A 26,462-nucleotide genomic window follows, 5' to 3' on the forward strand; every position below is an offset into this window, starting at 1 on the left:
GAGGGGAGGGGTTGCCCGTCGATTCTCCCAGAAATTAATTCTGGGGGAAGTCAACCCCTATAGATAATTCAAAATGCCAAATCAATCATATCCATAATGATTGTTAGGTAAACTTACTTTCCATGTCTATATATCTCCAGAAAGAATGAATTTAAGCCTGTTGATTCTCAACTTTTGCTACATTTAACATTGTTTTTAGAACTGAATCAGGATTCAAACTAATAGAATCAATTCCCTGTTCTACCAAGAATTGGGCAAATTCTGGATAATCGCTAGGTGCTTGCCCGCAAATCCCAATTTTGCGATTGTTTTGTTTTGCAGCTTGGATTGCCATTTTGACCATGCGTTTTACACCTTGACTGCGTTCATCAAATAATCGCGCCACCAATGCTGAATCTCTATCTAAGCCTAGTGTTAGCTGAGTTAGATCGTTAGAACCAATAGAAAATCCATCAAAAACCTCAGCAAACTCTTCAGCCATAATTACATTGTTGGGCAACTCGCACATGACATACACTTGCAAGTTATTCACACCCTGATGTAAACCATTCTTGGCCATTTCTGCTAATACTAGACGCCCTTCATCAGGAGTGCGACAAAAGGGAATCATCGGGATGACATTAGTTAAACCCATTTCTTCGCGTACCCGTTTGATGGCATAACATTCCAAAGCAAAAGCTTCTCTATAACCTGGATCGTAGTAGCGTGCTGCCCCTCGCCAGCCCAGCATCGGGTTTTCTTCATGGGGTTCAAACTGTTGACCACCTAAAAGATTGGCATATTCATTACTTTTAAAATCCGACATCCGCACAACCACTGGTTTGGGATAAAATGCCGCAGCAATTCTACCGATCCCTTGAGCTAATCTATCTACAAAATACTGGGTTTTATCTTCATATAGTGCGGTAATTTCTGCAATTTTAGCTTTGACAAATTCATCTTTTAAATTGTCATAGTGAATTAACGCCATTGGATGAATTTGGATTTGGTTGGCGATAATAAATTCTGTACGCGCTAAACCCACCCCATCATTAGGAATAGCAGATAAACTAAATGCTTCTTGGGGATTACCCACATTCATTAAAATTTGCGTGCGGGTGCGGGGTAAGTTTTCTAGATGAACTTCTTGGACTTCAAAAGGTAATAAACCTGGATAAACTCGTCCTTCTTCTCCTTCCGCACAAGAAATCGTCACCTCTTGACCAGTTTTTAAGACTGCCGTAGCATTGCCACAACCAACGATCGCAGGTACACCTAATTCTCGCGCAATAATCGCTGCGTGGCAGGTGCGACCCCCAGAGTTAGTAATAATTGCACTGGCCCGTTTCATAATCGGTTCCCAGTCAGGGTCAGTTCTATCTGTTACCAAAACTTCCCCTGGCTGAAACTGGTCGATTTTACTCACATCTAAAATTAGGCGTACTTTCCCTTGACTAATCGCTTCACCAATCGCGCGGCCTGTCACAAGAGGCTGGGGGGAATTTGAAACTCTTTTCTCCTCTGCTCCTCTGCTCCCCTGCTCCTCTGCTTTCCCTAAGAGGCGATAACTCCGCAGCACATTTCCCCGTTTCTGCGACTGGACTGTTTCTGGACGTGCTTGGACAACAAACAGTTGATTGGTAATCCCATCTTTTGCCCATTCAATGTCCATTGGAGTGTAATGACCGTGAACTTGAGAATAATGATCTTCAATTACACAAGCCCAACGCGCTAGTTGTAAAATCTCGTCATCGGTTAGGACAAATTTAGCTCTTTCTTCGGTAGGAACTAGAATATTTTTGGTAAATTTTGAGCCGTCATCATAAACCATTTTTAATTCTTTGCTGCCCAATTTTTTATCGACAATAGGGCTAAAACCTGCTTTTAAAGTCGGTTTAAAAACATAGTATTCATCTGGGTTAACCGTTCCCTGAACGACATTTTCGCCTAAACCGTAAGCAGCAGAAATTAATGCCGCATCCTTAAAACCAGTTTCCGTTTCAATTGAGAACATTACCCCAGAAGATGCCAAATCAGAACGCACCATTTTTTGCACACCCACAGCTAGGGCAATACTAAAGTGGTCAAATCCCTTAGTATGACGATACGAAATGGCGCGATCGGTAAATAATGAAGCAAAACATTTATGACAAGCGCCTAAAACTCCTGCAACACCCACAACGTTGAGGTAAGTTTCCTGCTGTCCAGCAAAACTAGCATCAGGGAGGTCTTCCGCAGTGGCGCTAGAACGGACGGCGACATCTGTATCTGCATGGTATGGCTCACATAAACTTGTATATGCTGTAGCGATCGCCTGGCGCAGTTCCGCGGGAAATGGTGTATGCATCAGTAGCGATCGCGCTTTTTTTCCTCGTTCCTGTAAATTTTTTACATCCTCAACATCTAGGTCAGAAAATAGTTCCCTTAGCTTTGTTTCTAACCCAGCAGACTCAATAAAATAACGATAAGCATAAGCAGTAGTAGCAAACCCAGTCGGAACGTTAACGCCTTTGGGTGTCAACTGTTGAATCATTTCCCCTAGTGATGCATTTTTCCCCCCTACTGAGGGAATATCCGCAATACCCACCTCATCAAACCAAAGGATCAGCGATCGCTCTTTGGTATCAACAGACAAAGTATTTTTAGCTACTGTTACCATCAGTATTACCTCACAAATAAATACTTTAGTTATAAGTACGAAATCGCTAGTACTGCTGGGCGAAATCAAATAATAATCAAGGGTTAAGCTACAGGGATCAAGGATAAAAATAAGCGTTTGTGGATTCTCTTCCCTGGAATAGAGTTTTTAATTCCGCTGTGGCGTGCTAGTATATTTTGCTTATGTTCAATTTTAAATAGTAAATTTGGAATTGTGCTACAAAATGCCGAAATATAGTCAAGAAAAATTAACAATAATTCGGGATAATAACAATATTCAGAATTATGGATACAATATAAGATGGCGCAATTAGAACAACTACTGAAAATGGCAGAAGACGAGCTAACTGAGTACAGTACTGATGCTCGCAAAATTGAAAAACTGCGCCGGAAAATTGGTTTATCGGTTTCGTTAGTCGAGCAACGAGAAATCAAAGCAGCATTATTAGCTACCATGCAACCCAATGAAATTGCCCGAATTGTGGAAGAACAAAGACAAGTAGTAGCTTTACCATTTTGGGGAATCGCTGGATTAGGTTTATTATTAGGAATTTCTTTAAATCAACCCATAGGATTATTAGCAGCTATAGCTGGTTCTGTAGCAGCTTTTAGACTGCAAAAATGGGGTTGGCAATTACAAGCAAAACGTTTGTTACTCCAAACCTTCGAGGATATTGAAGCGCGAATTGCTCAACCCAATAAGTAAAAAATTTTGAGTAGTTAATCCCCAATACGGTTCAGTTAAGAAAATTCTTCTGTGAAGGCAAGGGAACAGGGAACAGGGAACGGGGAACAGAGAGAGAAAAAACAGGCTTATCTGAACTGTATTGAGTTAATCCCAGTCTGCGATCGCAAGTTTAAAGATGCGTGACAATTCGTTAACATTTTGGCTAACGAGAATCGCTGAGAATGCGAATCAGCAAAAAAGGAACCACAGATAAACATAGATAAATATCGGTGTTCATCTGTGTTTATCTGTGGTTTTATTTTCAAAGCAGGTCTATTCTCGCTCAGGCGAACGGTGAAATTCCGTTTTGGACTTTCTGCAATAATTACAAAGTCAAGCTTAAGATAACTTTGTGAGAAAACCCAAGAGGCGTTTGGTATTCTCTGTGAGCAGTGTGCGACGATAAGCATCTGCTGCTTTCTTAATAGCTTCAGCCTGAGTGGGATAGGGATGAATGACACCGCTTAACTTATTCAAACCTAACTTACCCACAATTGCCGTAGTCACTTCCGAGATCATCTCACCTGCATGACGAGCAACAATGGTAGCACCGAGAATTTCATCAGAGCCTTTTTTGTGGTGAATTTTGAGAAATCCTGATTCTTCACCATCTGCGATCGCTCGGTCTACACTACTAAAAGGAATTTTAATTGTTTCCACATCCAAGCCTTTCTCCTTGGCTTGCTGTTCAGACATTCCTACTTGAGCAATTTCTGGGTCAGTATAAGTAACCCAAGGCATAACTAAACTGCTGAGTTTGGAACGTCCTAAACCAAAGGGAGAAAACAGCGTATTTTTAATAACAATGCGTGCGGCTGCATCAGCGGCGTGGGTAAACTTCCAGTTCATGCAGATATCACCAGCTGCATAAATCTTGGGATTGGTCGTTTGCAGGTAATCGTTCACCTTGACACCGTGCTGCTTATCGTACTCTACCCCAACTACTTCTAAATTGAGTCCTTCTACATTAGGAGCGCGTCCCGTACCTACTAAAATTTCATCTACAGTCACAGAATCTCGATGACCGTTAGAGGAGAAGTAAAGCCGCTTACCTTCGGTGACAGTTACTACCTCTTCTAATTTGGAATTTAGTACTAAGCGAATTCCTTCTTTAACCAAAACTTTTTGCAGAATTTCGGCAGCTTCCGCATCTTCTTTATTGAGAATGTGAGAACTGCGATGGAAAAGTACCACTTCACAACCCAAGCGGCGGAAAGCCTGTGCTAATTCACAACCGATAGGGCCACCACCAATCACTGCTAAATGTTCCGGTCGTTGAATTAAAGAAAAAACCGACTCATTGGTAAGATAACCAGCTTTTTCAATTCCGGGAATCGCAGGTTGCGCAGCTCTAGCGCCAGTAGCAATTACGGCTTTTTTAAAACGCAGGGTTTGGTCGCCAACTTCCACGGTATTTTTACTTGCAAACCGACCGCTACCTAAGAATACATCGACTCCCAACTTTTGAAAGCGTTCAGCCGAGTCATGAGGACTGATACCAGCTCTGATACGGCGCATTCTTGCCATCACTGCGGAAAAATCAACATCAATAAGTTTGGGAATATTAATTCCCAATTCCTTACCATCCCACAGTTCGCCTACCACACGCGCAGAGCGAATGATAGTTTTAGATGGAACGCAACCCACATTTAAGCAATCTCCACCCATGAGATGCTTTTCTATCAAAGCCACTTTTAAACCCAAACCCAAACCCGCCGCACCCGCAGCCACCACTAATCCCGCTGTCCCCCCGCCAATCACTACCAAGTCGTAAACATTCGCAGGTTCTGGATTTATCCAATCTGGTGGATGCACCTGAGAGACCAAAGCCTGGTTATACTCATCCATTGGGCGAACTGCGACTCTCTCGAATTCTAAACTGGACATTGGTCTGACCTCATTTCATGGGTATTGGGGATTGGGAATCGGGGATGGGAATTATTTTCCCAGTACCATAATGTACAAGGATTACAGCCTCAGAAATGTTTATCGGTTGGATAATTAACAGATATTTTCCCAGCCTCAGTTTAATTATTAATCACTTCATCCTCTAAAGCTTTCCTTGCTATCCGGGTGATATAAATTGTGACGGCAACAGTAGCAATAAAACCAATAATCCGAATTGCCCATTGCACAGTGGGGTTAGTAGGTTGAGCTTCAGTACCAATTCGGGCTAGATTCCCAGCCAAAGAACCAATGTACACATACATAATTGTTCCGGGAATCATGCCCACAGAGCCAATAAAGTAGTCTTTGAGAGAAACTCCTGTAATCCCAAAAGCGTAGTTCAATAAATTAAACGGAAATATTGGCGAAAGTCGCGTTAACAGCACAATTTTTAATCCAGCTTTGCCAACAGCGTTATCAATTGCGGCGAATTTTTTGTTATCTGCTATTTTACGGGCAACCCAGCCTCTCGCTAAATAACGTCCAACTAAAAAAGCCGCAGTCGCTCCTAAAGTTGCACCTATAAATACATATACAGAACCCCAAACTACACCAAAAACAACACCAGATCCTAAAGTCAAAATAGAGCCTGGTAAAAAAGCAACTGTGGCAATGATATAAAGTGCAATAAAAGCTATAGCTCCTAGAGAACCAAGGCTATCAATCCATTGCAAAGCGTCTTTTAAAGTTTCTTGGGGGTTAAAGGTATTTGTAGTAGTAGATGCTTGGGCTAGGTCTGTATTAGATAAGAAGACGATATTTAGTAGCAGCAATGTTAATACAATTACTTTTTTTACACGCTGAAAATATCTGCTCTTCTTGGACGAACCGCCAAGAAAGAAATAGGTAAGTGGTTGGAAAAGCTGCTTAATTGTGGTTCTTTGTATCATGATTTATTTCGGCTGTCGCTACACTTTCTTTGAGAGCTTTCTGCGCAACTCTTGTAACATAGATAGACACGGCAACTGTAGCAATACATCCCATCACTTGGAGCGCCCATTCTCCTACTTGAGCTTGGGTATTTGCTGGTTGATGAGGCGTATTCAGCATGGCAAGATTACTAGCTAAAGAGCCGATGTAAACATACATCACAGTACCCGGAATAATACCGATAGAACCTAAGATATAATCTTTAAGTGAAACTTGTGTTATCCCAAAAGCGTAATTTAACAAGTTAAAGGGAAAGATAGGCGAAAGCCGAGTCAGTAGCACAATTTTCCATCCTTCTTTGGCAACGGCTAAATCAATTGCTTTAAATTTAGGATGTTTTTCAAGTTGTTGAGCCACCCAATCCCGTGATAGATAACGCCCAATTAAAAATGCTAAAGTAGCTCCAATAGTTGCCGCAATTATTACATAGATAGACCCCCAAAAAACGCCAAATAGACAACCTCCTTTTAACGTTAAAATAGAACCTGGTATAAACAATAAGGTTGCTAAGTTATAAATCGCTATGAAAGCAATGGGACCAAAATAACCAAGATTATTTACCCACATCACTGTGGTATGTAAAAGTTCTTGAAGGTTGAGATGTTTGCTCGTAATTATAAGCGCGGCAACTAGACAACTTAATAGTAAAAGCTTGAGTTTAGTATATAATTTACGCTTATGCATTTTCAGTTGTCAGCCTGTTTACTGTTCACTGTCTTGCTATCTTCAACCAAGATATTCCAATTCCATGAGAATCAGCTTAATTCTTCCTAAATTTTTCTTGGCGATACCAGCTACGAATTCGCTCAGGTGATACTCCCAGTAAATAAGCGACAATTACTATTTGATTAATTAAGGTAGTTTGAAGAATTCCCTTGCGCAACCATCGACGGGCTGAGGTGACAACTGGTTGTGCAATAATAGCGATTCTACCGTTAGATTTTAAACGGCGTATGAGTTCAAAGTCTTCCATAATTGGCAATTCAGGAAAACCACCAATTTGCTGAAATACTTCTTTGGTAATGAAAATTGCTTGATCGCCATAGGGCATTTGCAAAAAATGCGATCGCCTATTCACTCCCCATTCTACCAACCTGATACCCCAACCCGATGCATCAATCCGCAAGTTAAACGCACCCGCCACTGTTTTTGGTTCTTGTAGTGCTGTGCGAATCATGGCATCAAAGCCAGGAGGTAAACGCGTATCTGCGTGGAGAAACAGCAGAATCTCGCCGCTAGCAGCTACAGCACCCGCGTTCATTTGCACCGCCCGCCCAGGAGATGACAAGATAACTTTGACACCTAATGACTGTGCTCTTGCTACAGTGTCATCTTGAGAGCCACCATCTACTACAATGACTTCTATATTTATACTCGGTTGGGTAGTAGCTAACGTATCTTTAATATTTGCGGCTTCATTGAGAGTTGGAATGATGATAGAGATAGTTGCAGCGCCAAGATTCTGATTCATAATTGCTGAGTTTCTTTTCTGGCTGCTTATTGTACTTCTATCCAATCCCTCGCAATGACTTTCTCTAACTTCTGCAAGTTCTGTCGTTACTTCAGCGCACTCTGCATCTAATCATGAAAAATCGCATCGAAGAGTGATCGCTCTTTTCGGGGATTGCTTGGCTGGCAATGAGTTTTTATAATTAGGCGATCGCACCATACAAAAACGAACCTTGAAGCGGCTTTTCTCAACTCAATAGTGGCTTTTCTCAACTCAATAGTGGCTTTCCTCAACTCAATAGCGGCTTTCCTCAACTCAATAGCGGCTTTCCTCAACTCAATAGCGGCTTTCCTCAACTCAATAGCGGCTTTCCTCAACTCAATAGTGGCTTTTCTCAATTCAATAGCGGCTTTCCTTAACTCAATAGTGGCTTTCCTCAACTCAATAGTGGCTTTCCTTAACTCAATAGTGGCTTCCGCAACCTCTGCATCTAATCTGAAAAAATGGCATCGAAAAGCGATCGCTACCAATTCTCCTCTAGAGCGATATCTTGTACAGTCAAATAGGAAAATTCCAGCCCCATCAAATCTAATAGTTCAAGAAATATATCAGGCTGGATTTCCATGATTTCTGCTGCTTTTTTGAAACTAGTAACTATAGGAAATAACGCATCTAGCACAAACAAAAATGGCTATTAATTGTTAGCTAGATTTGAGTATTTTAATTAGTCCAGCAATTGCTGCAACTACTATTGAAACACTTAAAGCGATCGCAAAAGGACTAGAGGGTTGTTGCAGCAATACAGGCGTAACATCAACTGAGTATTGTGAATTTATGGGTTGGACAGTTGTGATACTCTGTTGTGACTTAATGGTGGTTGTTTGATTATTAAACATTATTTTGACCTCATCTAAATTGTTCTTGAGATAAAGATAAGTTGACTCGAAAGCTACCTGTTATAGCTTTCATGTTCTTTGAAAATCTGCAAATTTACGGTGATAGCTGGTCTTGAGCAGTTAAGTTATGGGAAAATACTTTGAATTCCTTCCCATACCTATATAGTGGAATAGCTTGCTGGCTCTTTTAGGTCGTATTTGGCTCAATCTTTAGCTCAGTTTCGGTCTCACAGCTTTTACTACATGTAAGTAAGCCACAATTGAAGAGACACTTCTGGAAAATAAATATGGGAATTTCACTTAGAGCCTCGACCCAAGGGCTAGATATAGTTGAGCAGGCAAGAATACGCAAGGGTTGGAAAAAACAAGATGATACTTGGTGTGGTAGCGTGCCTACTTCACGGGAAACTTTGAAGCGGTTTCGGCGTGGTGAGCCAATTCAAAAAGAAACCTTTATGAGAATCTGTGAGGTAATGGGAGTGGACTGGCAAAGGGTTGTTGATAACACTGTCCATCCTCGCCTATCACCGCCAGATCATACTAAAGATTGGGGTGAAGCTCCTGATGTTTGGGTTTTCTATGGACGCACTCAAGAACTAGCCAAACTACAGCGAGTAATTGTGCAAGACCGCTGCCGTGTGGTATCACTACTAGGTATTGGGGGAATTGGCAAAACTGCTTTAGCCGTGCAACTGGCAGAACAGATCCAAGATGAGTTTGAGTATTTTATTTGGCGATCGCTCCGTAATGCACCATCGCTTGAATCTCTTTTAGTCGACTTGGTTTCTTTCTTTTCTCACCAGCAACAAACTCAGGCGGAATTATCACAATTAATTGATTTTTTATGCCAGCACCGCTGTTTAATGGTATTAGATGAACTAGATGCGATTTTCGGCAATAGCTATTCTGCCGGATATTATCGCCCTGGATATGAAGCCTATGGTGAGCTAATAAAACAAGTTGGAGAAAGACGCAATCTGCAAAGTTGCTTAGTACTAACCAGTCGGGAGAAACCACAAGAAATTGTTTCGTTAGAGAGTAATAGGCTAGCTATTCGGTCATTACTACTGGAAGGTTTGGGGGACGCAGCCAGTGCAATTTTCAAAGAAGAAGAATTGCTCTATGAACCAGAACAATGGCAAGAACTCATTCAAATGTATCGAGGCAATCCTCTAGCTTTAAAAATAGTTTCTACAACTATCCAAGATTTATTTGGAGGTAGCGTAGCTGAATTTTTAAGGCACAACACAATAGTTGTTAGCGATCAATTTAGAGAAATTTTAGATCACCAATTTCAGCGACTATCTCTTTTAGAAAAAAAGATTATGTACATGCTAGCAAATTATAAATACCCAATATCGCTAGAGCAATTAAAACAAAACGTATCATTAATTATATCAACATCAGAAATCATCGAAGCTTTGGATTCCCTTAGCAGGCGATCGCTAATTGAAAAAAGTACAGAACAAAGTGCAGTGCTTTTTACACTACAACCTGTGGTGATGAAGTACGTTAAAAGATTTAAGGAATAGGTATTTTAAGCGGTGAAGCTACAAGCACTTAGCCATTTTTTGAATTGAGATCGCGCAAAAGTATGGTCTACTGCATCAACCCTAACTGCCCTCGCTCAAATCCTGACAACTGCCAGAGGTGCCAAGCCTGCGACAATGATTTGCTTATTCAAGGTCGGTATTGGTTAATTAAACCTCTGCGGCAACTGCACGCCTCAGATTATATTGAAGTCTTTGAGGTCAATGAGGATAGGAATAAACAAACAAAGCTCTCCTTGTTAAAAGCTGTAAAGACCGCTTTTCGCCATCCAAGCACACTCTTAAGAGCTTCGGCTGCACAGGTGTTATATTCTCCGCCAAAAGTCCTAAAGGTTCTCAAGACAAACCGGAACGAAAAGTACGCCGAACTGTTTGAACAAGAAGCAAGGATATTAACTTATCTGAGACATCCAGGGATTCCCAAAGCACAGCCAGATGAGAACTTTAGCTGGCGGCTTAGGAATAATCAAGAGCTGCGTTGCTTGGTGATGGAAAAAATTGAGGGTCAGAATTTGCAGCAGTGGTTGCAGGAAAATCAGCGAATTTCTGAAGAGAATTTAGCACTTGATTGGCTTAAAAAAATTGTGGAAATCCTGGATTATGTGCATCAAAAAGGCTTTTTTCATAGGGATATTAAGCCGTCCAATATTATGTTGAAACCTGATGGTTCACTTGTGCTGATTGATTTTGGAACAGCTAGGGAAGTCACACAAACAGTAATTAATGGGCAAGACGTGACTGTAGTTTGCTCACCTGGTTATACTGCTCCTGAACAAGTGAAAGGTCGAGCCGTTCCTCAATCTGATTTCTTTGCTTTAGGGCGCACATTTGTCCATTTACTCACGGGTTACCATCCCGGTGAATTTTCTGTAGACTCTCAAACAGATCAGTTGATTTGGCGATATCACGCTCCACACATATCACAGGAGTTAGCAGATTTTATAGATAAATTAATAGCTCCATCCGTACAAAATCGATTTCAAAATACACAATTAATATTGCAAAGTCTACAGGAAATTAGTGAGTCTTTACCGCAACAATATGAACAAACAGAGCCTCCACCGTTCCAACCATACTCACCGATTCCTCATCCTGTACCTGTTATCCAATCTAAAAGGCGTATTAAGCGTATTATTGTTGGGCTGATAGTAATCCTATTGCTAGTTGTAGGCATATGGAAATTTCTAATACCTCCATCATCCTCAACCTGTTTACGTGCTCCAGATGGTGTCTTAGATGTGAATGAGATGGCTTTCAGTCCTGATGGCAATTATATCGTCACAGCAAGTTTGAACAATGGCAACAATGACAGTATAGTGAGAGTGTTCAAATCAAGCAGTAACAACGAGTTAGTGCATACTATAAACCGTAAAGATGTAGTAGCACTCAAATTCAGTCCAGATGAGAATAAAATAGCCATAGCTAGCTTTGATAGCAGCTTAGGCTTGTGGAAGATGACTAATGAGGGTAAAATCAGCTTCTTAGAAACTTTAGATTATCCAAATTTAGAGCCTCTAAAAAATTACATAGTTGCTCTTGCCTTCAGCCCCAAAGGCAATTTTCTCGCTGCGGCAAGTGTTGGCGGTTCTATACAAATTTTTTCGACAAATAGTACAGAGGTTTTTGTAAGTAAGCGTATAATATATGGTAAGTACGTAAAGTCTATTAGTTTCAGTCCAGATGAAAAGTATTTAGCCATAGTTGGACGCGATAATAAAGCATCGGTGTGGAAGTGGAAAGATGAAAAGGAAAAAGACGGGCTGCGACTGAATGATGTAGTAGCCGTTGCCTTCAGTCCAAGGGATGGCAAATACTTAGCCATAGCAAATGCTGAAGGCACTGTAGAAGTGCGAAACGCAGATAATAACTTTGACATTTTTAAAACAATAAAACTTAAGACTTACCCAACGGCTATAAACTTTAGTCTTGACGGCAAACATTTACTCTTGCTTGGTTGGAACCAGACGGCTAAGTTGTGGAGTTTGGAAAACCAAGGCAAACTTATATCTTTAGAACAAAATTCCAATGATAAGGTGAAAGCAGCTGCCTTCAGTTCAAAAAGTGGGCAGTATATCGCCACTGTTAACAATAAGGATACAATAAAAATTTGGGACAAAAGCGGTACTTTCATTAAACAATTGTCACAAGATAACGACAATAGTTTAGAAGCAGTTATCTTCAATCCCAATGATGATACACAGTTGGCCTTAACTGGTGCAAATGGCTGTCTACAAATACGAAAATGGTCTAAATTTATTTTAGGTCGTTGGGTTTTTGAATAACTCTCTTGTTTCTTGAGCTGCTTTCTCCATTTCCTTCGTATAATCATCATTTTCAATCTTCAAGGCTTCACTAAGATGCTTTCGTAAAATTTCTGATGCTTTTGTATATTTAGGAATCGCTGGACGTGAAACCGAGTTTTCAACAATTTTTAACAGATCTGGATAGTAGCTATATTTCGCCACAATCTTAGGATCGTAAAACAAGTTCTCACGGCTTGGCACAGAGGCATATGCCAGAGTAAATTTTTGCTGAGATGCTGCACTTGTCAAGAATTTAATCGCTTTCAAGGCTTCTTTTTTATGTGGACTCTTTTCGGCAATTCCAAAGCCCCAGCCACCTTTGCAAGAAGCATAACTTTCTTTTTTTTGGGGGTGAACGACAGGTTTAATAGCAATATTGCTAGGAAAATCAGACTCTGACCCATTAATATCACGCCAGACATCAGGCCAATTACGCAAAAAAACAGCTTCATTATTCGTAAACATGCTGTGGGTAGTTCGCTCCTCGTTATTTATGAAATTTTTAGGAGAAATATCTTTTTTAATTGTGTCGCGTAAAAACTTTATCGCCTTTATCGCTTCTAATTTGTCTAATCCTACCTCGTTTCCATTAATCCAGAAGCCACCATAACTGTCGAGTACCTCAACAAACATGGCCGTCATTGCTTCTGAAGGTTTTCCCTGCCAAAGATAACCGTATGGAATGTCTTTTTTCTTTTGCTTTACTAGCTCAGAAATTTCCATTAAATGATCAAATGTCAGTTTTTCTGGAAGCTCAATTTTTAGCTCATCTAGCCAATCTTTCCGGTAGAAAAGTACACCGACATCGCTACGAAAAGGAATGCGATAAAGTTTATTTTTAAAACGTCCAGCATCAACCTCACTCGTTATAAAACCTTTCAATTCTTTTTCTGGAAAATACTCAGTAAGATCCATTAGCAATTTCTTGTCGGCAAATTCAGGAACCCAGATAATATCCATGTAAATTAAGTCATATTTTGGTTGTTGCTTGTTAAATTCAGAAATATAGATTTCTTTGAGATCATCACTCTTGTCTGGATTTTCTAGATTATTTTCGGCAGCATTTGCTATTTCAATTAAAATGTCTCGATTGTTATCATTGAATTGCTTGAGCAGTGGTCGCCAATATTGAGATTCACGCTGCGTTACTACAAACGATAGCGTGACTAGCGGTTTAGGCTGATCTTGCTGATGAGAGCAGGCTGAAAGCAATTTAATAGATAAAATGAAGGCAAAGATTAACCCTAAAATTCGCAGAGTTATAAATCGCGGTAGTAATTTTCGCTGTTTGCCTATCATTATGATTATCTTATTTGTTGTACCTTTAATAAATAATTCTAAGGCAGGCAAGATGCCTGCCCCACAAGAAAATACAATTAACCCAACCCAGCTTTCAAATCAGTCAACGCTTGCGTTAAAGCCTCTGGTAACTTACTTGCATCGCGTCCGCCGGCTTGGGCTAAATTTGGTCTTCCACCGCCGCCACCGCCGCAAATTTTGGCGATCGCACCGATAAATTTACCAGCTTGCAAACCCTTCTTATTCACCTCTGCACTGAAGGCTGTAACTAAACTAACTTTATCGACTTCGGGAACCGAACCTAGCACTACTGCACCGTTACCTAGCTTTTGTAATAAGCGTTCGGCTGCGGTTTTCAAGGATTCGGGATCGACATCATCTAATTGGGCGACGAGTATCTTATAGTCACCCACAGATTCGGCTGTTTGCAGCAAGCTATCAGATTTTGCGATCGCCAATTGTCCTTTTAATGTATCCAGTTGTTTTTGGCTGGTTCTGAGTTCATTTTGCAGAGTTGTGATTCTCTCTGGTAGTTCTTCGGGTTTAACTTTAAAGCGATCGCTCAAATCTTTGACTACTTTATCTCGCAGGTTAAGATAATCTAGCACCGCTGGGCCGGAAACAGCTTCAATTCGCCGCACTCCAGAAGCGACACCAGCCTCGGAGATAATTTTGAATACGCCAATCTCAGCAGTATTGTTGACATGAGTACCGCCGCACAGTTCCATTGACACGCTAGGGAAGTCAATCACCCGCACTTCGTCACCATATTTTTCTCCGAACATGGCAACAGCACCTCTAGCTTTGGCTTCTGCTAAAGGTAATATTTCTACTTTCGCAGAGTGTGCCTCAGCAATCCAACTATTCACCTGTTCCTCAATTTGCTGGACTTCCTCTGCTGTCAATGCACGGGGACAGTTGAAGTCAAAGCGCAATCTATCAAAGGAAACCAAAGAACCTGCTTGCGATATCCCTTCATCGACAATTTTTTTCAACGCCGCTTGTAGCAGGTGAGTTGCTGTATGGTTAGCTTGCAGACGACGACGACAAGCGCGATCGATTTGAGCAGTTACAGTATCTCCTACTCGGATTGTACCGCGTTCAATGCGTCCGAAATGCACAAAGAAATCTGATTCTTTCTTCACGTCATCAACGCGAACGACAACGCCATCACCAGAGATATAACCGCGATCGCCTATTTGTCCCCCAGATTCAGCATAGAATGGCGTTTTGTCGAGGACGATTTGTACGTCTGTGCCAGCTTCTGCTTCTTCTTGAGCAACCCCAGCTACTAGCAATACCTCAACTTTCCCTGTCGCCGCAGGTTGGGTATAACCTAAAAACTCGGTAGCGTGGATATGTTCTGCTAGTTTATCGAGGGAACCTTGAACAGTTAAATCGATGGTTTCATGTGCTGCTTTGGCACGTTCCACCTGTTTTTGCATTTCGACATTGAATCCCTCAACATCAACTTCTAGTCCCTGTTCTTCTGCAATCTCTTGCGTCAGTTCTAGGGGGAAGCCGTAGGTGTCATACAAAGTAAACGCACTTTCACCACTAATTTCGGTTTTTCCTTGCTGTTTTACCTGTTGGATAATTTCCTCCAGCAGTTTTTCGCCTCTATCAAGAGTCCGCAGGAAATTAGCTTCTTCTCGTTGCAGTTCAGCTTTAATTGCTGCTTCTCGTTGCCGCACGTTGGGGTAAGCTGATTCAGAAAGAGCGATCGCAGTTTCGGCAACTTGGGTAATAAATTCGCCAGAAATGCCAATTAATCGCCCATGACGCACCACCCGCCGAATTAATCGCCGCAATATGTAACCCCGTCCGACGTTAGAGGCGCGGATTTCATCAGCGATCATGTGGACGACAGCACGCACGTGATCGCCAATCACTTTCAACGAGATTTTGGTTTTCTCGTCACTCTTGTGATAGTCAATCCCCGCAATTTGCGCTGCTGTCTGGATAATCGGGAAAATTAAATCAGTTTCGTAATTATTCGGTACTTTTTGCAGGATTTGTGCCATTCTTTCCAAACCCATACCTGTATCGATGTTCTTGTTTTGCAGTGGTGTTAAATTACCTTCTGCATCCCGGTTATATTGCATGAAGACGAGATTGTAGAACTCGATAAACCGCGAATCGTCTTCTAAATCAATGTTGTCGTCGCCGCGTTCGGGGTGGAAATCGTAATATATCTCAGAACAAGGGCCACAGGGGCCAGTCGGGCCAGATACCCAAAAGTTATCATCTGCACCCATGCGCTTGATTCTTGCTGCTGGTACACCGATTTGATCGCGCCAAATCGCAAAGGCTTCGTCGTCTTCTTCAAACACGCTGACTACAAGATTGTTTGGGGAGAAGCCAAAGACTTGGGTAGATATTTCCCATCCCCAAGCGATCGCTTGTTCTTTAAAATAATCTCCAAAGCTGAAGTTACCCAGCATCTCAAAGAACGTATGATGCCGTTTGGTGCGTCCGACGTTTTCGATATCGTTGGTACGGATGCACTTTTGGGATGTGGTAGCTCGCTTAAATTCCGGCGTGCGTTGCCCTAAGAATATAGGTTTAAATGGTAGCATCCCCGCGATCGTCAGCAGTACGGTCGGGTCTTCAGGCACAAGAGAAGCACTTGGGAGAATCTGGTGTCCTCGTTCAGCAAAGAAGTTCAGGAATAAGGTGCGAATTTCGTTACCGCTGATGTACTGGGGATTAGAAGACATGGGTTTTACAAACTTAATATCAATAAACTTGGGAAGGCCGACAGAGGATCGTTACTTCGCTTTACAGACAAAGTATGCCGCAGTCAAGGACATCTGTGCTACCAGTTTTTTGCTTCCGAGTTAATCCCTTAGTAAAGCTTGGCGAAAATCAAGGTCTAATACCTCTGAGGGTGAGCGAGAAAACACGCCTATAAGCTTGAGATGGGAGTCTCTTGTAGATGCCCAAAGACGGCTACTCTAGAACCCGCAGGGTATTTTGACTGACGTTTAGCAGTACTAAGTATATTTGCAGATATACCTTTATATTCTATATTTTGGCATTTCCGGAAATTTTGCAGCTAGTCACTTTGCGTAGGAAAGTAAGTATGTACTAACAAAATCACCTAACTCTGGTAGGATGAACAATCCAACTAGAGAAGATAACATTAATCGTTAAGAATAGATTAAGTTTTTTTCAGAGGTTAAGTAATGGCATTAAAACTGAATGTACCAAACATTGCCTGTGAAGACTGTGCGGCAAAAATTAGCGACTCCATTCATGTAATGGAACCTGATGCAAAAGTGGATGTAGATGTCAATGCTAAAACTGTTACTGTAGAATCCGCAGCATCTGAGGAGACTATTAAACAGATAATTGTTGCTGCTGGTTACAAAATCTCAGGTTATTAATCATGTTCTAACTTTGTTGACAAGTTAGATTCAAAACTTTTTACATTTCCATAAAGTGTTGCTGTATTGTCCGTTTCTTGATAGAGCGGACAATCACGTATTTAACCAAATTTATCTTGGTTAATGTTAGGGTTTTTATTCAATAGTTATGTAAAATTACTGAATTATTTTCAATCTTTTCATGAAGATATAACTAATAAAATATATTCATAAGGCTTCGATTTATCATTTATTAGCACTATCGCTTAACACTTGCTGCATGAGGCTTTCCTTACTCCTGCACCGATGTACAAATATATTCTATTTAAGTAGCTTGATTCAGTATTTTAAGGGAGATCTAATTTTTTAGATTAGCAAATATAGCGGTTATTACTGGGAAATATAAATTTTATAAAATTTTAAATATTCAATTTTAGTAATTTTTTTGCTTCATTATATGCTTAGTATTATCAACCATTGGGTTCATAAATATTCCCAATGACCGATACCTGGAAAACACATAAAGACTTTTGTTTCAAGAAGGAATATTCAGTATTTTTACTGTTTTAAAAAAAATATGAAAAAGTAGAAAGTATGTTCATAAGTTCATTTACTAGTAACTATAGTTGAGGTAAATCCTTAAAAGGAGATTAAAATTGCAAATAAATTATAGATTTAGCAGTAAAACGGTTAAAGCAAGAGTAGTTTTCCCTAACCAGAAATACCGACATATTCAGTATTAATTAAGTAAGAACAGCAGTGTTACAAGGTCATACTTTTAAAGTTGAAAGAGGGCAAAAAGCAAAACAATGAATATTTCCATTCTGGTCTTCGGGAGTCAGAAATTCCTCACCACACTTCCAGATCAGATCCGTTATGCAACCGCTTTTAGCGTAGAAGTTATTGCCAATCTCGATCAGGCAGTTTCCCATATTACAATGACGCCGCCCGATATTATAGTTGTGCAGGCTAGCCTAGATGGCAGTATGGAACTGTGTAGCTGGTTGAAAGATCAACCAAAGCTATCTTGGATATACAGTATTCTTTTGGAAGATCGTTCTCAGCAGATAACTGATAGAGAGAAATATGGCTGGGAGTGGGAATTGGAGATGACTTCCTCGGCATTAAAACAAGGAGCCGATGCTTATATTTGGCAGCTTCCTGAAGGAAAAACAGATTATACATTGGCAGAGTTGACTGCTAACCAGCGTTTGATACTAGCTCAATTAACGGTTGGGTTGCGCAAAGCAAAAAAGTACCGTGATTTAATTCGGACAAATGATTTATTATCTGCGATCGCCCTGGCTGATTCTTTGACGGAACTCAATAATCGTCGTGCTTTGGAGTGGGACTTACCTAGGCAAATTCAAAAAGCCCGTGAACAGTCACTTCCTTTTAGTTTAATCATTTTAGATGTTGATTTTTTTAAAAAAGTTAATGATACTTACGGTCATTTAGTTGGCGATCGCCTGTTGCAGTTGCTGTGTATTCGTGTCCGACATAATTTACGCTTTCAAGATACTCCTTTCCGCTATGGTGGCGAAGAATTTGTGATTCTTTTAGCCAATACTACTGGTGAAGAGGCATTAATTGTAGCACGTCGTTTGAATCGCATAGTTAGCGAACAACCATTTGCAATTAACAATCAACATACTATTAACATCACGATTAGTTTAGGTACTGCCTCTCTACAGAGTGATGATGACGAGCAAGGCATCAGTCTGTTGCATCGTGCCGATCAATGTTTGTTAGAAGCTAAAGCTACTGGACGAAATAAAGTTATTGGTTGGGATCACTTATCCCATGTTCCGTATCTTAAAGCTGCTTCTTCTTAAAACTTGTTTATCAAAAAAATTTTAAGATCCAAGGGTGGGTTCGGCGCACAAATAAACACAGTTTTAAGTGTTAGATAAATGCGTTGTAACCTACCTTTTTAATTTGGTAGGTTATACTTTCACTGCCGCTTACTTATGCCGATGTTAACTGTGCACTCTCAATCGCACTCTGACATTCTGCTACTGAGGCACGTTGCTGCATGGCTTTAACTAAAGCTTCGTAACTTGACCAATTTTCTTGTAATAAGTTTTTGGCTTGTAGCGCATGAAACCGTTGTTTTTGTTGACGATTGTTATCTGAAAATCCTAAATTTGTCAATACCTCTGCTAGCTGGCGGCGATCATCAGATCCACCTTCAGCATTTTGAAAAACCAAATTTTCCGCAGCAATCCCAGCCATCCAAACAGTACAGTAGCGATCCAAAATTTGAGCGCTAATTTTGCCTACTTTTAGTTGAGATGCTAATTCGCCATCATCAAAAGTAACACCACCTTGCCCTGGTTGCCCTTGTTGCCAGGCTTCCCAAGCACTGAGAGTGTAGCCAGTAACGGGAATATTTAATAGCTGTGCAACTAGAAAATGCCCGGCTTCATGGTGGATAACGCGATCGCGATGTTCGCTAGAGAAGCCAGCAATCCAATCTAAAATCAGAGAACCTCCCTTTCCTTGGAAGCTGAAACTGTCGAAAGTAGCTATTCCCAAGATAGTGAAGGTAGCAATTGCTGGTATTGTTGGCGAAATGTTCAATAATGGCCCCAGCAACGCCGATAGGGTGATTAGGAAAATAGATATTGCAATTAAATTTAAGGCAGTCTGGCTCATTGCGAGTTTGATCAATGCAACTTAATCTTTCTTCATTATTAGCCGATTTTCGGGTTTATTGATCTAGTAACTTTGCAACTACCAATAGTTTTTAGTCAAATTAGACGTTACTCAACCTCTGATTTTGGTATATGCACCTTCTGGTTAGCAGCCTGAATAATTCTGGCTACGGTGTTGTAAGCTAAGCCACTAATACGACTTATAGCTCGAAAGCTCATGCCTTCTGCATAGGACTGCAAAACAATCTGTACGTCTTCGTTGTTTACTTGACGACGGTAATAAAGCGTATTTAAAGTCTCGCTAAAGGTTTGGCGACAACTTGGGCATAAGTAGCGTTGGCTACCTTTACTTGTTTTGCCGTGTTTACGAGTGCGGTCATATCCACATAGAGGACATTTGACTTTCTGTTTGGGAAAATTGGTTTGCTTTTGGGTTAACAAACCCAAGCTTTGATAGGAAGAAATTAAGCTAGGAGTCTTCTTCTGCATCCCAACCTGAATTGACATAAATTTATTTGCCTTGTAACAGAATTGATACTTTATCTATGTTTTTGTTGAGCTAATTGCTATTCTGCTTTTTTAAGAGAACACAGAGACAGTAGTTATTTACTGAAAATAGTAGAAGCTGAGAGTTTAATACCAACAAGGCATCACACTCTAGCAGTAAAGACTAAATCAAAATTCTGAGGAAATTCTGAAGAAGCAGTATTTTTGGCAAAAAATTTGACATTACTGCTATGGCCTTAAGTTTCTGCTACTTTTGATTTCCATCTCTTCTGTTTAAGGAGGAATGACTCAGATGGATCAACCTGTAATTAGCTTGAGCCAGACGGATGCAGAGAATCTCCCGGCTGTTGTGCAAATATTTCGCCAGCATGATATTGACCACTTACCCATAGTTGATAGTTGCGGACAAGTAATAAGTGTTGTTACTTTGCACGAAGTGATGGAAAGACTCTACCAAACTCTTGAAGCCAAAACAGCAGAGTTGGAACAGGAAGTGGCGCAAAGAAAACACATGACTGAGTTGCTTGCCCAAAAGGAAGCTAGTTATCAAGCATCACAAGCCAGAATCAATGACATTCTTGATAGCGCGATCGCAACTTCCATCGCCAGCGCGCGCATATTCCCCGATGGTGATTGGCAGTTTGATTATCAGTCTGTTGGCTGTGAAACTGTTTTTGGCTATACACCACAGGAAATTTTGGGGGATAAATACTTGTGGATGTCGCGAGTGCATCCAGAAGATAGAGAATCGGTGATCGTGCCTTTGTTTGAGGATCTATGTGCTGAACGTACAGTAACGGTAGAGTACCGATTTGAACACAAAGATGGCTCTCTGCGGTGGATAGCAGCTACTTACGCCTCCCGCTATGATGCCGTAGCTAACTGTTGGATTGTGACGGGTACTAGTAATGATATCAGCGATGTCTACGACGAGCTTCGCTTACGCAAACACATTGAGGAAGCACTGCGTTACAGCGAAGAACGCTGGCAATTTGCGATCGCAGGTACTAATGAAGCAATTTGGGATTGGAACATAACTACTAATCAAACCTTCCGATCTGAGCGTTGGTTTGAGATGTTGGGCTATGAACGTGACGAACTTAGCAATATGGATGATGAGTGGAGTATTCTCATTCATCCTGATGATTATGAACGGGTAATTGCTGCACAACAAGCCTATCTGCAACGGCAAGCCTCAGACTATAACGTTGAGTATCGTCTTTGCTGCAAAGATGGCAGTTACGGGTGGTTTCGTTCGCGGGCGAAAGCAATCTGGAATGAGCAAGGAAATCCCGTCCGATTGGTGGGTTTTCTGGCAGATGTGACTGAGTGCAAGCAGATGGAAACAGCCTTAGTGGAATCGGAAGCTCAATATCGATTGCTGTTTGAAAGTAATCCCAATCCTATGTGGATTTTTGATGCGGAAACTTTTAGCTTTCTGGCTGTGAATCGTGCAGCAACCCACAAATATGGCTACTCGGAGGCAGAGTTTCTGTCAATGACAGTTAGAGATATTCGTCCTCGTGAGGAAGTTGCTGATTTTCAACGAGTTATGTCAAATTTTAGCCTTTTCTCTGATTCAATCTATGTTGGAGAAACAAAACATTGTCTGCGAGATGGTACTGTGATTGATGTCGAAATTAATGGACATCTGATCACTTGGCGAGGAAAGCCAGCGAGATTTGTGCTGGTCAAAGATATTTCTGCTCACAAACAAGCAGTACTCGCCTTGCATGAGCGTGAAGCCATGTTACGCAGAATTGGGGATAATCTGCCCAATGGCGCAATTTATAAAGTGATTCGCGAACTTGATGATCGTAAGTACTATTCTTATCTAAGTGCTGGGATTGAACAGCTAATGGAAGTTAAGGTAGAAGATGCACTAAGAGATTCAACTTTGCTTTATAGACAGATTATTCAAGAAGATATCCCTCGTTTACAAGCAGCGATGGATGAGTCTTTCAAAAATTTGTCTGTATTTGATATGCAACAGAGAATTCGGACACCCAGCGGTAAACTTAAGTGGTTGCATTTTCGTTCTACGCCACGCAAATTACAAGATGGTCGCGTCGCTTGGGATGGATTGATGGTAGATGTAACTAACCTCAAAAACACTGAAGAAACGCTACGTAAAAGTGAAGCTTTGTTGGCAGAATCTCAACGAGTTGCCCGTTTTGGTAATTGGGAGTTTGACATTGCAAGTGGCAAAATTAATTGGTCAAAGGAGCTTTTCCACCTCTGCAATCGAGATCTAGATCTAGGAGAACCAAACTATGAAGAAGTTCTCCAACTGTACCACCTTGAAGATCGGGAAAAATTGCACCAAGCTGTCGAACGGGCGATCGCAACTGGCGAGTCTTACAAACTGATTCTCCGCGTACCTCAAGCAGATGGCTCTCATCGCTATTTTGAGGCGATTGGACATGCAGAATGCAACGCCGATGGACGAGTTAGTCGTCTCTACGGCACTGCCCAGGATGTCAGCGATCGCATAGAATCAGAAGCAAAGCTCAAACAAGCCGAGTTACGATACCGGACTTTAGTCGAACAGATTCCAGGAGTGGTATACACTTCACCCATCACCGCCACTAGCGAATTTAGTTATATTAGTCCCCAAATTCAAAAAATGCTCAAGATTCCGCCCGAACAGTGGAATGCTGGCTTATTCAACAGTTGGGTGGAGTATGTGCATCCTGAAGATCGCGATCGCGTTATCAACAGTGTGCAAAATGCAATTGCAACTGAAGAATCTGTGAATTTGGAATATCGCCTTTTCACGGCTGACGGCGAAATGATTTGGGTTCAGGATCAAGCCAGCCTTGTGCTTGCACCAGATGGCAAAACCCCAATTTTGCAAGGAGTCGCATTTAATATTAGCGATCGTAAACTAGCAGAGCAAACGCTTCAGGAGCAGGAAAACTTTTTACGCAGTATTTATCATGGGGTGGGACAGTCGATTTTTGTTGTAGATGTTCTAGATGATGATTTTCGTTTTGTGAGTGTTAACCCAGTTCACGAACATCTCACAGGTTTTTGTAGTAATAATGTGCAAGGTAAAACTCCAGAGGATTTTCTACCTGCAAATGTAGCAGCAGTTGTACGGCAGCACTATCAAGATTGCGTTGATGCAGGAATAACCATTACCTATGAAGAATGCTTACCTTTTAAAGGAAAGCGGGAAAGCTGGTGGATCACTACCCTAACTCCGCTACAAGACGAAAACTTACACACCTACCGCATCGTTGGTAGTAGCGTCAATATTACTGAACACAAAAGCGCTCAACAAATGCTCGAGCTGCAAGCAGTCATTACTCGCAACATGGCAGAGGGAATTTGCTTAGTGCGAGCTAGTGATGGAATCATAGTCTATGCCAACCCTAAATTCGAGCAGATGTTTGGCTATGACGCTGGTGAATTAATTGGTCAGAATGTGTCGATTATTAATTACAGAGATGAGCACACCACGGGTGAACAGGTAAAACAAGCAATTGTAGCTTCCGTTATAGAACACGGTGAAGTAACCTATGAAGTTCGCAATGTGAAGAAAGATGGTACTCTCTTCTGGTGTAGTGCGACTGCATCTATTTTTGAACATCCTGAATATGGAACTGTTTTAGTTTGTGTTCAACAAGACATCACCGAACACAAGCAAGCAGAAGAACAAATCAAAGCTTCTTTGGCAGAAAAGGAAGTATTACTTAAAGAAATTCACCATCGTGTGAAAAACAACTTAGGAATTGTTAGCAGTTTGCTCCAGATGCAATGCAGACGTATACAAGATCCTCAAGCAACAGCAATTCTCAGCGATAGCCAAAATCGAATAGCATCGATTGCCTTGGTTCATGAAAAACTCTACCGTTCTGAAGATTTAGCAAATATTGATTTTGCTCAGTATATTCCAGATTTAATAACTCATTTATTTGATTCTTATAACGTCAGTTCAGGGTCTGTGAAATTGAGTATTCAAGTTGATAATGTTAGCTTGGATATTGAAACCGCAATTCCTTGTGGCTTAATTATTAATGAACTAGTTTCCAATGCTTTAAAATATGCCTTTCCTTGTAATCGTCAAGGTGAAATCCAGCTACGTTTATATCAAGAATGTGAACTTTTAACACAGAGGGAGCACCAACGTAATTTGATGCTCATTATTCGAGATAATGGCATTGGGCTACCTGCTAATTTTGATATTAAAAAGACTAAAACTCTGGGTATCACTCTTGTCTACGGTTTGGTAAAGCAATTACGGGGAAGCATCGAAATTAACTGCCAACAGGGAACAGAATTTAAAATTGCTTTTGCAAGAAGCAGGACATGAATTATGACAAACATATCCTCAAATACAGAGAAATCTAAGAATATTCAAGTCCTTATTGTTGAAGATGAGTATATCCTAGCAATCAACTTACAAGAAAGTTTAGAGTCCCTTGGATACACAGTTGTAGATATCGCAGATTCCGCAATAGCAGCTATTGAAAAAGCAACCGAGTTGCAACCCAACTTAATTCTCATGGATATTCGGCTACGGGGCGAGATAGACGGTATCCAAGCAGCAGAGCAAATTTGGAATCATCTGCAAATTCCTATAATCTACGTTACAGGACATTCAGACAAAAGCACTGTAGAGCGAGCAACGCTAACATCGCCCTTTGGTTATATTCTTAAACCAATCAGAGAGCAAGAACTCTACGTCGCTATCCAAACAGCGCTCAATCGTTATGAACGCGAGCAATTTTTGAGTACTGTCCTGCGGGGAATGGGGGACGGGGTGCTTGTAGTCGATACTGAATTACATGTCAAATACCTAAATCAAGTAGCTGAAGCACTAACTGGGTGGCGATTGGATGAAGCTAAAGACAAGATGTTAACCGAAGTCTTCCAACTAATTGATGAACAAACTCAGCTTCCTATAGAAAATCCGATCGTTTTAGCTCTGCAAAGCCAAAACGCCATCTATCTGGACAATCGCATCCTACTTGTTGCCAAAAACGGAGCAAAGACTCCAGTAGCTGATAGCGCTACTGCTCTGAGAGACAACAATGGTGCAGTAGCAGGAGCAGTTATGGTTTTTCGAGATGACACGCAACGAAGGCTAGCCGAAGAACGTAATATTGCTGCTGAACGCGCCAAACAACTAGAAATTCAAATGGCAGAACTCCAACGACTAAACCAGTTAAAAGAAGATTTTTTGACAACCACTTCGTATGAGATGCGCACACCTTTATCAAACATAAAAATGGCAATCTCGATGCTAGAAAATATTCTGGATCAGCAGGGTATTTTGAATTCAAAAAGATTTTCTGCATCTGGGTCTGTAACCCAATATTTAAATATCTTACGTGACCAGTGTGAACAAGAGCTAAATCTTGTCGATGATTTACTAGAAATGCGTATAGTTGATGCTGATATTTATCCCTGGGAATTAACTTCAATTCATCTTCAACACTGGCTTCCTCACGTTGCCGAGAGTTTTCAAGAATTGGCTCAAGCTCAACAACAAATTCTAGAAATTAATGTTACCCCAGATTTACCACCTATAGTTTCAGACTTAAATCTCCTCACCCGGATTGTATCAGAGTTGCTCAACAATGCTTACAAATATACTCCTGCTGGTGAGCAGATTATGGTAAATGCCCAACTTGCAGACGCTACAAAGAACCCGCTCGATAAAGATGCACAATCTGAAGTTCCGCGTGTGCAAATTATTATTAGCAATTCCGGTGTTGAGATTCCGACAACAGAAAAATCTTTAATCTTTGAACCGTTTTACCGCATTCTTAAAAGTAAGGCAAAAGAAAAATCTACTATCTTTGACCCTGATTACCAGAAGGCTCAAAGCAATCCTCAGCAAGATAGCGGCACAGGATTGGGGTTGGCATTAGTAAGAAAGCTAGTAGAACATCTTCAAGGCACAATTGATGTTACAAGCGGTCAGGGCTGGACAACATTTATACTTCAAATACCATTGAAACTATCAGCATAGCGTCCATAGTAATTTAACGCATATTATTTGAGTGTTTTAAACAAATGCTTAATTGATGTTTTGTTAAAAATAATTCTTACAAACTCATACCAATTCACGAAAATCATGATACACATCAATTTTTTGTAGGGGTTTAGCAATGCTCATACGTGACAACTTAACGTGAAACCCGCTCTTGTGCAAGGTTTTGCCCTCACCCCCAGCCCCT

Annotated in this window: 18 protein-coding genes and 1 pseudogene; 7 read left to right on the forward strand and 12 right to left on the reverse strand. The window is 40.9% G+C overall.

The genetic code is table 11. The annotated features are described in order from the left end of the window. Window positions 1-151 precede the first annotated feature (151 nt). The gene (gene ppsA / locus BV375_RS03280) at window positions 152-2,638 is read right to left on the reverse strand and encodes a phosphoenolpyruvate synthase (RefSeq protein ID WP_086757227.1); all 2,487 of its coding nucleotides are present in this window, start codon (window positions 2,636-2,638) and stop codon (window positions 152-154) included. 300 nt (window positions 2,639-2,938) lie between these two features. On the opposite strand from ppsA, the gene BV375_RS03285 reads away from it, so the two are divergent. Then, complete coding sequence (locus tag BV375_RS03285) at window positions 2,939-3,343, forward strand: hypothetical protein (protein WP_086757229.1); 405 nt, start codon at window positions 2,939-2,941, stop codon at window positions 3,341-3,343. A 360-nt stretch (window positions 3,344-3,703) separates the two neighbouring features. Here BV375_RS03285 and BV375_RS03290 read toward each other — a convergent pair whose 3' ends face one another. The 7 genes from BV375_RS03290 to BV375_RS03315 all read right to left on the reverse strand — a co-directional run bounded on the left by BV375_RS03290 (window position 3,704) and on the right by BV375_RS03315 (window position 8,587). Continuing rightward, window positions 3,704-5,251 (reverse strand): mercuric reductase, encoded by a 1,548-nt coding sequence (locus BV375_RS03290; protein ID WP_086757231.1) that lies wholly within the window; start codon window positions 5,249-5,251, stop codon window positions 3,704-3,706. Window positions 5,252-5,391: 140 nt separating this feature from the next. After that, complete coding sequence (locus BV375_RS03295; RefSeq protein WP_086757233.1) at window positions 5,392-6,201, reverse strand: TVP38/TMEM64 family protein; 810 nt, start codon at window positions 6,199-6,201, stop codon at window positions 5,392-5,394. Continuing rightward, a complete protein-coding gene (locus tag BV375_RS03300) occupies window positions 6,179-6,925 on the reverse strand; it encodes a TVP38/TMEM64 family protein (protein WP_086757235.1) in 747 nt (248 codons plus the stop codon). The genes BV375_RS03295 and BV375_RS03300 overlap by 23 nt, the downstream gene beginning before the upstream one ends. 76 nt (window positions 6,926-7,001) lie before the next feature. Then, on the reverse strand, window positions 7,002-7,712 hold the full coding sequence (locus BV375_RS03305; RefSeq protein WP_086757237.1) for a TIGR04283 family arsenosugar biosynthesis glycosyltransferase: 711 nt from the start codon (window positions 7,710-7,712) through the stop codon (window positions 7,002-7,004). Window positions 7,713-7,819: 107 nt separating this feature from the next. Further along, the gene (locus BV375_RS37990; RefSeq protein WP_243713831.1) at window positions 7,820-8,221 is read right to left on the reverse strand and encodes a hypothetical protein; all 402 of its coding nucleotides are present in this window, start codon (window positions 8,219-8,221) and stop codon (window positions 7,820-7,822) included. Beyond that, the gene (locus BV375_RS36490; RefSeq protein ID WP_166507358.1) at window positions 8,215-8,370 is read right to left on the reverse strand and encodes a hypothetical protein; all 156 of its coding nucleotides are present in this window, start codon (window positions 8,368-8,370) and stop codon (window positions 8,215-8,217) included. Before BV375_RS36490 ends, BV375_RS37990 begins: the two co-directional genes overlap by 7 nt. 22 nt (window positions 8,371-8,392) lie before the next feature. Next, window positions 8,393-8,587 (reverse strand): hypothetical protein, encoded by a 195-nt coding sequence (locus BV375_RS03315; RefSeq protein WP_086757239.1) that lies wholly within the window; start codon window positions 8,585-8,587, stop codon window positions 8,393-8,395. A 287-nt stretch (window positions 8,588-8,874) separates the two neighbouring features. On the opposite strand from BV375_RS03315, the gene BV375_RS03320 reads away from it, so the two are divergent. Both BV375_RS03320 and BV375_RS03325 read left to right on the forward strand, forming a co-directional pair. Then, complete coding sequence (locus BV375_RS03320; RefSeq protein ID WP_086757241.1) at window positions 8,875-10,119, forward strand: NB-ARC domain-containing protein; 1,245 nt, start codon at window positions 8,875-8,877, stop codon at window positions 10,117-10,119. A 62-nt stretch (window positions 10,120-10,181) separates the two neighbouring features. Beyond that, the gene (locus BV375_RS03325; protein ID WP_086757243.1) at window positions 10,182-12,419 is read left to right on the forward strand and encodes a serine/threonine-protein kinase; all 2,238 of its coding nucleotides are present in this window, start codon (window positions 10,182-10,184) and stop codon (window positions 12,417-12,419) included. Here BV375_RS03325 and BV375_RS03330 read toward each other — a convergent pair. Then, a complete protein-coding gene (locus tag BV375_RS03330) occupies window positions 12,396-13,790 on the reverse strand; it encodes an extracellular solute-binding protein (protein ID WP_086757245.1) in 1,395 nt (464 codons plus the stop codon). The genes BV375_RS03325 and BV375_RS03330 overlap by 24 nt on opposite strands. Window positions 13,791-13,816: 26 nt before the next feature. Beyond that, window positions 13,817-16,459, reverse strand: coding sequence for an alanine--tRNA ligase (gene alaS / locus BV375_RS03335; protein ID WP_086757247.1), 2,643 nt, complete (start codon window positions 16,457-16,459; stop codon window positions 13,817-13,819). Between the two features lie 468 nt (window positions 16,460-16,927). Between alaS and BV375_RS03340 the strand changes: the two genes are divergently transcribed. Both BV375_RS03340 and BV375_RS03345 read left to right on the forward strand, forming a co-directional pair. Next, a complete protein-coding gene (locus tag BV375_RS03340) occupies window positions 16,928-17,128 on the forward strand; it encodes a heavy-metal-associated domain-containing protein (RefSeq protein ID WP_086757249.1) in 201 nt (66 codons plus the stop codon). Between the two features lie 788 nt (window positions 17,129-17,916). Beyond that, window positions 17,917-18,942: a diguanylate cyclase gene (locus BV375_RS03345; RefSeq protein ID WP_086757251.1), complete on the forward strand. Its 1,026-nt coding sequence runs from the start codon at window positions 17,917-17,919 to the stop codon at window positions 18,940-18,942. Window positions 18,943-19,075: 133 nt separating this feature from the next. On the opposite strand, the gene BV375_RS03350 is transcribed toward BV375_RS03345, so the two are convergent. Then, a complete protein-coding gene (locus BV375_RS03350) occupies window positions 19,076-19,765 on the reverse strand; it encodes an ATP-dependent Zn protease (RefSeq protein WP_086757253.1) in 690 nt (229 codons plus the stop codon). Window positions 19,766-19,902: 137 nt separating this feature from the next. After that, window positions 19,903-20,205 (reverse strand): annotated as a pseudogene (locus tag BV375_RS03355) (hypothetical protein); the annotation flags it as partial. A 358-nt stretch (window positions 20,206-20,563) separates the two neighbouring features. On the opposite strand from BV375_RS03355, the gene BV375_RS03360 reads away from it, so the two are divergent. Both BV375_RS03360 and BV375_RS03365 read left to right on the forward strand, forming a co-directional pair. Continuing rightward, window positions 20,564-24,589, forward strand: a complete 4,026-nt coding sequence (locus tag BV375_RS03360) for a PAS domain-containing protein (RefSeq protein WP_243713832.1) — start codon at window positions 20,564-20,566, stop codon at window positions 24,587-24,589. Window positions 24,590-24,592: 3 nt separating this feature from the next. Beyond that, window positions 24,593-26,254, forward strand: a complete 1,662-nt coding sequence (locus BV375_RS03365) for a response regulator (protein ID WP_086757259.1) — start codon at window positions 24,593-24,595, stop codon at window positions 26,252-26,254. The last annotated feature ends 208 nt before the right edge of the window (window positions 26,255-26,462 follow it).

This window comes from Nostoc sp. 106C, from assembly GCF_002154725.1.
GTDB lineage: Bacteria > Cyanobacteriota > Cyanobacteriia > Cyanobacteriales > Nostocaceae > Aulosira.

Bases quoted from the DNA above. Each gene is read 5' to 3' on its own strand.
- ppsA (WP_086757227.1), bottom strand. From the start codon at position 2,638: ATGGTAACAGTAGCTAAAAATACTTTGTCTGTTGATACCAAAGAGCGA.
- BV375_RS03285 (WP_086757229.1), top strand. From the start codon at position 2,939: ATGGCGCAATTAGAACAACTACTGAAAATGGCAGAAGACGAGCTAACT.
- BV375_RS03290 (WP_086757231.1), bottom strand. From the start codon at position 5,251: ATGTCCAGTTTAGAATTCGAGAGAGTCGCAGTTCGCCCAATGGATGAG.
- BV375_RS03295 (WP_086757233.1), bottom strand. From the start codon at position 6,201: ATGATACAAAGAACCACAATTAAGCAGCTTTTCCAACCACTTACCTAT.
- BV375_RS03300 (WP_086757235.1), bottom strand. From the start codon at position 6,925: ATGCATAAGCGTAAATTATATACTAAACTCAAGCTTTTACTATTAAGT.
- BV375_RS03305 (WP_086757237.1), bottom strand. From the start codon at position 7,712: ATGAATCAGAATCTTGGCGCTGCAACTATCTCTATCATCATTCCAACT.
- BV375_RS03315 (WP_086757239.1), bottom strand. From the start codon at position 8,587: ATGTTTAATAATCAAACAACCACCATTAAGTCACAACAGAGTATCACA.
- BV375_RS03320 (WP_086757241.1), top strand. From the start codon at position 8,875: ATGGGAATTTCACTTAGAGCCTCGACCCAAGGGCTAGATATAGTTGAG.
- BV375_RS03325 (WP_086757243.1), top strand. From the start codon at position 10,182: ATGGTCTACTGCATCAACCCTAACTGCCCTCGCTCAAATCCTGACAAC.
- alaS (WP_086757247.1), bottom strand. From the start codon at position 16,459: ATGTCTTCTAATCCCCAGTACATCAGCGGTAACGAAATTCGCACCTTA.
- BV375_RS03340 (WP_086757249.1), top strand. From the start codon at position 16,928: ATGGCATTAAAACTGAATGTACCAAACATTGCCTGTGAAGACTGTGCG.
- BV375_RS03345 (WP_086757251.1), top strand. From the start codon at position 17,917: ATGAATATTTCCATTCTGGTCTTCGGGAGTCAGAAATTCCTCACCACA.
- BV375_RS03350 (WP_086757253.1), bottom strand. From the start codon at position 19,765: ATGAGCCAGACTGCCTTAAATTTAATTGCAATATCTATTTTCCTAATC.
- BV375_RS03360 (WP_243713832.1), top strand. From the start codon at position 20,564: ATGGATCAACCTGTAATTAGCTTGAGCCAGACGGATGCAGAGAATCTC.
- BV375_RS03365 (WP_086757259.1), top strand. From the start codon at position 24,593: ATGACAAACATATCCTCAAATACAGAGAAATCTAAGAATATTCAAGTC.